Raw genomic sequence first — 11373 nt, forward strand, 5'->3', positions numbered from 1 at the left:
TCGGGGGAGCTTTATTTCTCCCGGGCCAGGAGTTCGCGGCGCGTGGCCTCGTCGTCCATAAGTTCGTACCACATCGCGTTGAGCACCGCGAAGGCGGCCGCCAGCGGCAGGCCGAGCAACCAGGCGAAGTACCACATGGTGTTGTGTCCTTTCTTGACGTTGAATGTCGTTGCTTGATTCGGTGGATCAGTACGAGTGGCCGCGGCCCTCGATGATGGCCATCGGGTCGACCTTGCCGCGCAGCACGCTGTAGACCCAGCTGGTGTAGGCCACGATGAGGGGCACGAAGATCAGCGCGCACACCAGCATGATGAACAGCGTCACATGGCTGGACGAAGAGTCCCAGACCGTGAGGCTGTGCTGCGGGTTCAGCGACGAGGGCAGGATGAACGGGAACATGGACGCCCCCACGCTGGCGATGATGCCGGCAATGCCCAGGCCGCTGGACAGCAGGGCCAACCACTCGCGGCGCAGCCACAGGCCCAGCGCCGCCAGCAGCGGCATCAGCAGGCCGATGGCCGGCACGGCCCAGAGCACGGGCCGGGCCTGGTAGTTGGCAAACCAGGCGCCCGCCTGCAGCGCAGCCGTCTTGAACAGCGGGTTGGACGGTCCGGTGGTGTTGACCTCGCTGGTGATGCGGTAGCCGTTGAGCGCGGCCAGCCACACGCCGGCCGCCGCGAACAGCACCGTGGTGGCGACGGCCGCCACCATGCCGAGGCGGCGCGCGCGCGCGGCCACATCGCCCTCGGTCTTGAACACCAGCCAGGACGCACCATGCATGAGCAGCATGCACAGCGAGACCAGGCCGGCCAGCAGCGCAAACGGGTTGAGCAGGCCGAAGAACGTGCCCTCGTAGTAGATGCGCATGTCGGGCGCCAGGCGGAAGGGCACGCCCTGCAGCACATTGCCCAGGGCCACGCCGAAGATCAGCGCGGGCACCACGCCGGCCATGCACAGCACGGCATCCCAGCGCGCGCGCCAGGCCGGCTCCTCGCGCTTGCTGCGGAACTTGAAGGCCACGGGCCGCAGGATCAGCGCCACCAGCGCCGCGAACATGGCCAGGTAAAAGCCCGAGAACGACACGGCATAAAGCTGCGGCCAGGCCGCAAAGATGGCGCCGCCGCCCAGGATGAGCCAGACCTGGTTGCCTTCCCAGACCGGGCCCAGAGAGTTGATGACGACGCGGCGCTCCACGTCGGTCCTGGCCGCCAGCGGCAGCAGCGCGGCAGCGCCCAGGTCAAAGCCATCGGTGACGGCAAAGGCGATGAGCAGCACGCCCAGCAGGCCCCACCACAGCAGGCGCAGGACGTCGTAGCTGATCAGTTCGTGAAGAATCATGGTGACAATCTCCCTTGGTCATTGCCCGCGGGCGAGTTTTTGCATCAGCGGGAAGTAGGTGGTCAGGTGCGGTGCGCTTTCCTCCTGCGGTCCCTTGCGGATGGCCTTCACCATGAGCTTCATCTCGATGACGAAGAGCACGGAGTAGATGGCGATGAAGCCTGCAATCGTCAGCAGCAGCGTGCCTGCGCCCAGGTTGGAGACGGCCAGCGCCGTGGGCAGCACGCCTTCGATGATCCAGGGCTGGCGGCCCACCTCGGCCACGATCCAGCCGCACTCGGCCGCGATCCAGGGCAGGGGAATGGCGATCACGGCCAGCTTGAGCATCCACGGATGGGCGTCCAGCCTGCGCCGCACCGACAGCCAGAAGAAGGCCGCCGTGAGCGCGATGAAGAACATGCCCAGCCCCACCATGATGCGGAAGGCCCAGAACAGCGGCCCCACGGCCGGCACGGTGTCCCAGGCGGCCTGGGCGATCTGCGCGTCCGTGGCCTGGCGCGGGTCGTCCACGTAGCGCTTGAGCAGCAGCGCGTAGCCCAGTTGCCCGCCCTTGTCCTCGAAGACGGCCTTGGCCTCGGCCGGCACCTGGCCCGTGGGGCCGGCGGCGCGGATGGCCTCCAGCGCGCCATAGGCCTCGATGCCGTTGCGGATGTACTGATCGGTGCGCTGGACCAGGTCGTTGATGCCGGGGATCTCGGTGGTCAGCGAGCGCGTGCCGATCAGGCCCATGACCCAGGGAATGTGAACGGCGTAGTGCGTCTCCCGTGCGGCCTTGTCGGGAAAGCCGAAGGCCGTGAAGGCGGCCGGTGCGGGCTCGGTGTCCCACATGGCCTCGATGGCGGCCAGCTTCATCTTCTGGTGCTCCGACGACAGGTAGCCGCTTTCATCGCCCAGCACCACCACCGACAGCGCGGCGGCCAGGCCGAACGAGGTGGCCACCGTCATGGAGCGGCGCGCCAGCTGGACGTGCCGGCCCTTGAGCAGATACCAGGCCGAGACGCCCAGCACGAAGATGGCCGCCGTCACATAGCCTGCCGAGACCGTGTGCACGAACTTGGCCTGGGCCACGGGGTTGGTCAGCACGGCGAAGAAGTCGGTGACCTCCATGCGCATGGTCTGCGGGTTGAACGCCGCGCCCACGGGGTTTTGCATCCAGCCGTTGGCGATCAGGATCCACAGCGCCGAGAAGTTCGAGCCCAGGGCCACGCACCAGGTGGTCACCAGGTGGCCGACCTTGCTCAGGCGGTCCCAGCCGAAGAAGAACAGGCCCACGAAGGTGGCCTCCAGGAAGAAGGCCATCAGCCCCTCGATGGCCAGCGGCGCGCCGAAGATGTCGCCCACGTAGTGGCTGTAGTAGCTCCAGTTCATGCCGAACTGGAACTCCATCACGATGCCCGTGGCCACGCCCATGGCGAAGTTGATGCCGAACAAAGTGCCCCAGAACTTCGTCATGTCGCGCCAGATGGTGCGGCCCGTCATCACGAAGACGGTCTCCATGATGGCGATGATCACGGCCAGGCCGATGGTCAGCGGCACGAACAGGAAGTGGTAGAGCGCCGTTACCGCGAACTGCAGCCGCGATAGATCGACGATGTCGAGGTCCATGGTGAGATCCTTTCTCTCGGGGGTACTTGGTGAAATCCTTGATCAGCCGTCCTGCCGCAGGCGCGCCAGGGCCGCCTCGAACGGCGGTGTGCCGCGCAGCGCCTCGGACACCACTCGGCCCTGCTCCACCCACAGCAGCCGGTCGGCCAGTTGCGCCTCCCGCAGCTTGTGGGTGGCCAGCACCAGGGTGCGGCCCCGGGCTGCACTGTCCAGCCGCACCAGCAGGTCGGCGGCCGTGCGTGCATCCAGGCCCTCGGTCACTTCGTCCAGCAGCCAGCAGCGCGCGGGGCTCAGCAGCAGCCGCGCCAGCGCCAGGCGCCGTGCCTGGCCGCCGGACAGGCCCAGCCCGCCCTCGCCCAGCTGCGTGTCCAGGCCCTGCGCCATGGCGCGCACATCGCCGGCCAGCCCGGCGACTTCCAGCGCCGCCCACAGCGTGTCCTCGGCGGCCTGGGGGCAGGCCAGCAAAAGGTTGTCGCGCAGGCTGTCCTCGAACAGTTCGGTGCGCTGCGTCATCCAGGTGCAGCGCCGGGCACGCACGGCGCCGGCCAGCGGCTGGAGCTCGCCGGCCATCAGGGACAGCAGCGTGGTCTTGCCCGCGCCGCTGGCGCCCAGCAGGGCGACACGCTCGCCTTCGGCGATACGGATGTCCTGGACCAGCACGGCGGCACGGGGTGCCACGACCTGCTCCAGCTCAACCGCCAAGCCCTGCCTGGGCACAGCCGGTTCGCAGGCGCCTTGCGCAGCGCCATCGCGCAGGGCGGGCGCCAGCCGGCGCGCGGCCAGCCAGCTGCGGCCGGCCTCCAGCGCGCCACGGCGCAATGCCGCAAAGGGCTCCATGGCCGTCAGCGCCAGCAACAGGGCCAGCGCGGCCACGGGGGCGCCCAGCAGGCCGGCCTCGGCCAGCCAGCCCACGCCCAGCAGCACACCGGCCAGGGCCAGGGCGCCGCACAGGCCCTGCACGAAGGAGGTTCGGGCCTCCAGGCCGTGGAGTGCGGCGTCGGCCTCGGCCACGCGGGCGTCCAGGGCGGCAATGCGTTCGCAATGCGCGGCCAGGGTGCCGGCCATGGCCAGCTCCGCCTGCCCGGCCACCAGGTCGGCCGTGCGGGCGCGCAGGGACTCCAGCGCCAGCGCGCGGCGCACGGCGGGCCGGCGCGCACTGCGGGCCAGCCACAGGGCGCTGCCCAGGCCCGTGGCCAGCAGCCACGCAGCCAAGGCCAGGCCCAGCCACCAGCGCATCAGGCCCAGCGCCAGGGCGGCCACCAGCGTGGCACCGGTGGCGGCCAGCAAGGGGACGAACAGGCGCAGGTACAGGCTGTCCAGCGCATCCACGTCGGCCGTCAGCCGCTGCAGCAGGCGCGCGGGCCGCAGGCGCAGGCTCAGGGCGGCGGCGGGAGTGGCCCAGCTGCGCAGCAGCCGCTCGCGCAGGGCGGCCAGCACGGCCAGGGTGGCGTCATGGGTGACCAGCCGTTCGGCATAGCGGGTGCCCGTGCGGCCCAGGGCCAGCAGGCGGATACCGGCCGAGGGCATGAAGACGTCGAAGACGATGGCCGTGGCCGGCACCAGCCCGGCCAGCGCCGTGGCCGTGATGAACCAGCCCGACAGGCCCAGCAGCGCCATGCCCATGAGCACCGTGAGCAGGGCCAGCAGCGCGCCGCCCAGCCACAGGCGGCGGGGCGCCATGCGCGCCAGGGCGGCAAGCACGGGCCGGAGGGTGGAGCGGGGCTTCATGCGGCCAGCTCCTGCGGGGCGGCATGGCCCGCCAGCTCCACCACGCGGTGCATGGCGGCGGCCAGCTCGGCATCGTGGGTGGCGACGATCAGCGTGCGCCCGCGCGCCAGTTGCAGCAGGGCATCGGTGACCTGGGCGGCCGTGGCCGGGTCCAGGTGGGCCGTGGGTTCATCGACCAGCAGCAGGCCTGCATCGCGCGACAGGGCCAGGCGCGCCAGGGCCAGGCGCACGATCTCCCCGCCCGACAGGCCAGCTCCGCCCTCGCCCAGCGTGGCGCCGGCACGGGCCTCGGCCAGCTTGCCCAGACCGGCCAGCCGCAAGGCCTGGCGCAGTTCGCCGAAGGTGAATCCCGGGCGGCCCAGCCGGAGGTTTTCGGCCACCGAGCCGGCGAACACATGGGGGCTCTGCCCCATCCAGGCCATGCGCGCGCGCAGCCGGCCAGCCGATTCGCCGTCGAGCAGCTGGCCATCGATATGGATGCGCCCAGGCTCGGCCACCGGCAGCAGGCCGGCAATCTGCGCCAGCAGCAGCGACTTTCCGCTTCCGCTGGGGCTCCACAGCGCCACATGCTCGCCAGGCCGCACGTCCAGCGTGAGCGCCGGCAGCGTGACCGCGCCGCCTGGCGCCTGGGGCCGCACCTGCTCCAGGTGCAGGGCGCAGGCCTGGCCGGCCGCCCTGCCGGGCGCAGCCAGCGCGCCGGGCAGCGGCTGCGCATCGCGGCCCAGCTCGCCCAGGGCCTGCAGCGCAGCCTCGCCGCTGGCGCGGTCGTGCCAGACGGCAGACAGCTCACGCAGGGGATCGAAGAAGCTGGGCGCCAGCAGCAGCACGAACAGCGCCTGGCCCAGGCTCAGTGTCTGGCCCCAGCTGCCAAAGGGCAGATGGCCCAGCAGGTGAAACCCCACGTAGACGGCCACCATGGCCACGCCCAGGGCCGAGAACAGCTCCAGCACCGCGGAGGACAGAAAGGCGATGCGCAGCACGCGCATGCTGCGTTCGCGCAGGGATTCGGCATTGGCGCGCAGCCGCTGCGCCGTGGCATCCACCGCGCCCAGGGCGCGCAGGGTGGACAGGCCGCGCAGGCGGTCGAGCAGGAAGGCGTTCATGCCGCCCAGCTCCACCATCTGCGCCTGGCTGGCCGCCCTGGCGCGCCAGCCGACGATGGCCATGAACAGCGGGATCAGCGGTGCGGCCACCACCAGGATCAGCGCCACCACCCAGCTCTGGCTGGCCACGGCCAGCGCAATCACCAGCGGCACGGTGCGCACGCGCCACATGGCGGTCTGGTAGCGCGACAGCCAGGGCACGATGGCCTCGGCCTGCTCGGCCATGGCGCTGGCCGCCTGGCCCGAGGCCGCGCGCTGGCGGTCCAGCGGCGAGGTGCCCGCCAGCGTGCGCAGCACCTGCGCGCGCAGCGCGCTCACCAGGCTGCGCGCCTGCAGATTGGCGCGGCGCGTGCCGCTGGCATCGCACCAGGCGCGCAACCCGCCCAGCAGTGCCACGCCGGCCGCAAGCTGCCACAGTGGCCACAGCGGCTCCACGCCTGCGCCATCGGCCATGGACTGCACGGCCAGCGCCAGCAGCGCCGCCTGGGGCAGCCACAGCAGCGAGGCCAGCACCAGGCGCCCCGTACCCGCCATCGGACGACGCGCCAGCTGGTGGAACTCAGGCAATGACGGGGTACAAGGTTTGTTCATTTATTCTGTAATTTCAGTATTTACTGAAATTACGCAAAGAATTCTAAACAAACTTGCTCCAGGCAAGTCGCTCGTAGGGGGAAGCCGAGTGAAGCAGTCAAGCGTGCGCAAGAGGTTTTGCGCAAACAACTTCGAGGACCGGACCCGCACAGCGTGGGTAATACCCAAAGAAAACGGCGCCCGAAGGCGCCGTCTGGCAGAGTAGGAGAAGAGCCCGTCCTGGGCTCTGCCGACCTTACGGGGTGGACAGCAGGCGGTCGCGCGCCTGGTTGTATTCACGCTTGAGACGCTCCACCAGCTCGCCCGCACCCGTGACTTCGCGAATGGCGCCAATGCCCTGGCCGCAGCCCCAGATGTCCTTCCAGGCCTTCTTGGCGTCGCCGCCGAAGTTCATCTTGCTGGGGTCCGACTCGGGCAGGTTGTCGGGGTCCAGGCCAGCCGCGCGGATGGACGGCGCCAGGTAGTTGCCGTGCACGCCCGTGAACAGGTTGCTGTAGACGATGTCGTCGGACGTGCCGTCCACGATGGCCTGCTTGTAGGCGTCGTGCGCACGCGCCTCATGCGTGGCGATGAAGGCCGAGCCGATATAGGCGAAGTCCGCACCCATGGCCTGGGCCGCCAGGATGGCACCGCCCGAGGCGATGGAGCCCGACAGCGCCACGGGGCCGTCGAACCATTCGCGGATCTCCTGGATCAGCGCGAACGGGCTCTTGACACCCGCATGGCCGCCGGCGCCCGCCGCCACGGCGATCAGGCCGTCGGCCCCCTTTTCGATGGCCTTGTGCGCGAACTTGTTGTTGATGATGTCGTGCAGCACCACGCCGCCCCAGCTGTGCACGGCCTGGTTCACGTCCTCGCGCGCACCCAGGCTGGTGATGACGATGGGCACCTTGTACTTGGCGCACATCTGCATGTCGTGCTCGAGCCGGTCATTGCTCTTGTGCACGATCTGGTTGATGGCGAACGGCGCCGAGGGCCGGTCCGGATGGGCCTTGTCCCAGGCTGCCAGGGTCTCGGTGATCTCGGCAAGCCAGTCTTCGAGCTGCTCGGCCGGGCGCGCGTTGAGCGCGGGCATGGAGCCCACGATGCCGGCCTGGCACTGGGCGATCACGAGCTTGGGGTTGCTGATGATGAACAGCGGCGAGCCGATCACTGGCAGGGCCAGTTTCTTCAGCGCCGGGGGAAGCTTGGACATGCGTTGTCTCCGTTGGTTCTCGGTGTCTCTGTCTGCGTTGTGCCGTGCGGGAGCGCCGGGTCAGAAGGCGTCCATGGGCAGTGCCATCACGCTGCCTGCGCCGTGCACGATGGCATCGCGCAGGCCCGCCGCCTTGACGAGGATGTGCTCGGCATAAAAGCGCGCCGTCGCAATCTTCGCGCGCATGAAGGCCTCGTCCTGTCCCTTGTGCAACAGCTGCTCGGCCGCCAGCAGGGCGCGGCCCATCTGCCAGCCTGCGACGAGGTTGCCCGCCAGCATCAGGTAGGGAACGCTGCCGGCGTACACGGCATTGGGCTCGGCCTTGGCCTGGCCCGAGACGAAGTGCACCGCCTCCACGAAGGCCTGGCGCGCGGCGGCCAGCTGGCGGGCCACGGCCAGTGCCTCGGGCGTGCCGCTGGCGGCCAGCTCGGCCTCGGTCTTCTCGATCTGGCCCGCAATGGCCAGCGCGGTCTGGCCGCCATCGCGCGCCGTCTTGCGGCCCACCAGGTCATTGGCCTGGATGGCGGTCGTGCCTTCGTAGATGGTCAGGATCTTGGCGTCGCGGTAGTACTGGGCGGCGCCCGTCTCCTCGATGAAGCCCATGCCGCCGTGCACCTGCACGCCCAGGCTGGTGACTTCCAGGCTCATCTCGGTGCTGTAGCCCTTGACCAGGGGCACCATGAATTCATAGAAGGCCGCATTGGCCTCGCGCACCTGGGCATCGGCATGGTGGTGGGATGCGTCGTAGGCCGCGGCGGCCGTGGCCGCCATGGCGCGGCAGCCCTCGGTGTAGGCGCGCATGGTCATGAGCATGCGGCGCACATCGGGGTGGTGGATGATGGTGGCGCTGGCCTTCACGCTGCCGTCCACGGGGCGGCTTTGCACGCGCTCGCGGGCATAGGCCACGGCATGCTGGTAGGAGCGCTCGGCCACGGCAATGCCCTGCACGCCCACGGCGTAGCGGGCCGCGTTCATCATGATGAACATGTATTCGAGGCCGCGGTTTTCCTCGCCCACCAGGTAACCGATGGCGCCCCCGTTGTCGCCGTACTGCAGCACGGCCGTGGGCGAGGCCTTGATGCCCATCTTATGCTCGATGCTCACGCAGTGCACATCGTTGCGCGCGCCCAGCGAGCCATCCTTGTTGACCAGGAACTTGGGCACCACGAACAGGCTGATGCCCTTGACGCCCTCGGGCGCCCCGGCCACGCGGGCCAGCACCAGATGGACGATGTTCTCGGCCATGTCGTGCTCGCCATAGGTGATGAAGATCTTGGTGCCGAAGACCTTGTAGCTGCCATCGGGCTGCGGATCGGCCTTGGTGCGCACCAGGGCCAGGTCGGAGCCGGCCTGGGGCTCGGTCAGGTTCATGGTGCCGGTCCACTCGCCGGTCACCAGCTTCTCGAGATAGGTGGCCTTGAGCTCATCGCTGCCGGCCGTCAGCAGGGCCTCGATGGCGCCGTCGGTCAGCAGCGGGCACAGCGCAAAGCTCAGGTTGGCGCTGTTGAGCATTTCCACGCAGGCCGCGCCAATCGTCTTGGGCAGGCCCTGGCCTCCAAAATCCTGCGGATGCTGCAGGCCCTGCCAGCCGCCTTCGGCGTACTGGCGAAAGGCCTGCTTGAAGCCCGCCGTGGTGGTGACCACGCCGTCCTTGAGGCTGGAAGGCGCCACGTCGCCCGGCAGGTTCAGCGGCGCCACCACGCCTTCGCACAGCTTGGCGCATTCCTCCAGCACGGCCTGGGCGGTCTCGAGGCCAGCCTCCTCGAAGCCGGGCAACTGCGCCACTTGGTCGATCTGGGCCAGATGCTCCATGGCGAACAGCATGTCTTTGAGGGGAGCCGAGTAAGTCATTGTTGAACCTTCCTGAACAGAGCCTGGACCGCCGGCGCGCAGCGCGCGGCGACCTGGGACAGCGGGCGCGCCGCCACGGCACTACTGCATTGCTGCGTTATTGCGTGACGCGGCCCGATGCGTTGACGATGGACAAATCCACGAATTTCGAGCCCGCCTGCGAGCCCGGACGATAGGTAACCCAGTAGCCGCCCAGATCGAAGGCGTCCAGGCCGCGCAGCGAAGCGGCCAGCTTGTCGCGCGTCAGCGGCTGGGTGCGGCGCATGGCCTCCACGATGACGCGGGCGTTCACATAGCCTTCCATCATGGCGTAGCTGACCGGCACGGTCAGCGACTTGCCGGCAGCGGTGGCCGCGTCCCTGAACTCCTTGTTCAGGCGCATGGTCACCTTGTAGGGACTGGGCACGACCTGGGCAATGGACAGGCCGCTCATGAACTCCACGGGCAGGCGCTTGGCCAGTTGCTCGATATCGGCTTCGGACGTGGCGTAGATCTGGGCCGTGCCGCCCGCCATGCGGTACGCCTCGACGAAGGCCGAGGTCACGGGGCTGGAGGCCACCACCATCACGGCCTGCGCCGAAGGCTGGGCCTTTTGCAACTGGGACACGGCCTTGTCCATGGCGCCCTTGCCCGTGCTCAGCGAGGCGCTGACCACCAGCTTGGCCTTGGAAGGCGCAATCGCCTTGTCCACGAGTTCCGCCACGGCCTTGGCATCCGGGCGTTCGTCATGCAGCAGGGCCAGGCGCGTGATGCCCACGGTGGCCAGGTGCGAGGCGATCTTGGCCATTTCCTCGGGCAGGTTGGCGCGGGTGCTGAAGATCTGGGGATGGCTCAGCACACGCGTGTCCGTGCTCTGGTAACCGACCAGGGAGATCTGGGATTGGTCGAGCAGCTTGCTGTCCAGCAGCGAAGCCATGTTGCGGTTGCCGAAGTAGCCGGCCAGCACCACGGGCTTGGACTCGTCCAGCAGCTTGCGGGTCTTGTCCACGGTTTCATCGGGATGGCCCACATCGTCCACCGTGACCAGTTGCACGGGCTGGCCCTGCACGCCGCCGGCCTTGTTGATCTGGTCGAAGTACAGGCGCATGCCCTGGGCATAGGCACGGCCCTGCGTCGCACCGGCTCCCGACATGGGTGCCACCTGCCCCACCACCCAGGCATTGGCCTCGGCGGCCAGCGCCATGGCGCCACAGACAAAGGCCACGGCCGTGCGGGCCAGGCGCAAGCGCATCATCTTCATTTCAATCTCCCTCTCGGTTCATGCCATTGCCAGCACCCGCTGGCGGCCAAAGCCGTTGTTGTAGTCGTTGCCGCGAACCATGACCAGCGGGCCATCCCGGCATCCGTGACGGAAAAAGAGGGGCCTTGTGCCCCTCATTTTTCAGCTTTGGTCGCTTACAGCGCCTGCACCAGCTCGGGCACGGCCTGGAACAGGTCGGCCTCCAGGCCGTAGTCGGCCACCGAGAAGATCGGTGCCTCGGGATCCTTGTTGATCGCCACGATCACCTTGGAGTCCTTCATGCCGGCCAAGTGCTGGATGGCGCCCGAGATGCCCAGGGCGATGTACAGCTGCGGAGCGACGATCTTGCCGGTCTGGCCGACCTGCAGGTCGTTGGGCGCATAGCCCGCATCCACCGCAGCGCGCGAAGCGCCGATGGCCGCGCCCAGCTTGTCGGCCAGGGGCGTGATGACTTCCTGGAACTTCTCGCTGCTGCCCAGCGCGCGGCCGCCGGAGACGATGATCTTGGCGGCCGTCAGCTCGGGGCGGTCGCTCTTGGTCACTTCACGGCCCACGAAGCTGCTCTTGCCGCTGTCGCCAGCGGCCGCCAGCTGCTCCACCTGGGCGCTGCCGCCCGTGGTGGCCGCTGCGTCAAAGCCCGTGCCGCGCACGGTGATGACCTTGATCTTGTCGCTGCTTTGCACCGTGGCAATGGCGTTGCCCGCGTAGATGGGGCGCTCGAA

Annotated in this window: 9 protein-coding genes; all 9 read right to left on the bottom strand. The window is 69.0% G+C overall.

Features of this window, described 5'->3' with window-relative positions; all coding sequences use genetic code 11:
* Positions 1 to 11: 11 nt before the first annotated feature.
* A complete protein-coding gene (gene cydX / locus ACF8O7_RS06920) occupies positions 12 to 137 on the bottom strand; it encodes a cytochrome bd-I oxidase subunit CydX (protein WP_012204319.1) in 126 nt (41 codons plus the stop codon).
* A gap of 49 nt (positions 138 to 186) precedes the next feature.
* On the bottom strand, positions 187 to 1338 hold the full coding sequence (gene cydB / locus ACF8O7_RS06925; RefSeq protein ID WP_016450182.1) for a cytochrome d ubiquinol oxidase subunit II: 1152 nt from the start codon (positions 1336 to 1338) through the stop codon (positions 187 to 189).
* 18 nt (positions 1339 to 1356) lie between these two features.
* Positions 1357 to 2943 (bottom strand): cytochrome ubiquinol oxidase subunit I, encoded by a 1587-nt coding sequence (locus ACF8O7_RS06930; protein ID WP_392442849.1) that lies wholly within the window; start codon positions 2941 to 2943, stop codon positions 1357 to 1359.
* A gap of 42 nt (positions 2944 to 2985) precedes the next feature.
* A complete protein-coding gene (locus ACF8O7_RS06935; RefSeq protein WP_392442852.1) occupies positions 2986 to 4671 on the bottom strand; it encodes an amino acid ABC transporter ATP-binding/permease protein in 1686 nt (561 codons plus the stop codon).
* A complete protein-coding gene (gene cydD, locus ACF8O7_RS06940) occupies positions 4668 to 6308 on the bottom strand; it encodes a thiol reductant ABC exporter subunit CydD (protein ID WP_126311799.1) in 1641 nt (546 codons plus the stop codon). The genes ACF8O7_RS06935 and cydD overlap by 4 nt, the downstream gene beginning before the upstream one ends.
* Before the next feature lie 292 nt (positions 6309 to 6600).
* Positions 6601 to 7560 (bottom strand): nitronate monooxygenase family protein, encoded by a 960-nt coding sequence (locus ACF8O7_RS06945; protein ID WP_012204314.1) that lies wholly within the window; start codon positions 7558 to 7560, stop codon positions 6601 to 6603.
* 60 nt (positions 7561 to 7620) lie between these two features.
* Entirely contained in the window at positions 7621 to 9411 is a 1791-nt protein-coding gene (locus ACF8O7_RS06950) for an acyl-CoA dehydrogenase (protein WP_026062604.1), read from the bottom strand.
* A 97-nt stretch (positions 9412 to 9508) separates the two neighbouring features.
* Positions 9509 to 10651 (bottom strand): ABC transporter substrate-binding protein, encoded by a 1143-nt coding sequence (locus ACF8O7_RS06955; RefSeq protein ID WP_126311716.1) that lies wholly within the window; start codon positions 10649 to 10651, stop codon positions 9509 to 9511.
* A 155-nt stretch (positions 10652 to 10806) separates the two neighbouring features.
* A partial coding sequence (locus tag ACF8O7_RS06960) for an electron transfer flavoprotein subunit alpha/FixB family protein (RefSeq protein ID WP_043792226.1) occupies positions 10807 to 11373 on the bottom strand: 567 nt, incomplete at its 5' end.

It is taken from the genome of Delftia sp. WSY_16 (genome assembly GCF_043104415.1).
Taxonomy (GTDB): domain Bacteria; phylum Pseudomonadota; class Gammaproteobacteria; order Burkholderiales; family Burkholderiaceae_C; genus Comamonas; species Comamonas tsuruhatensis.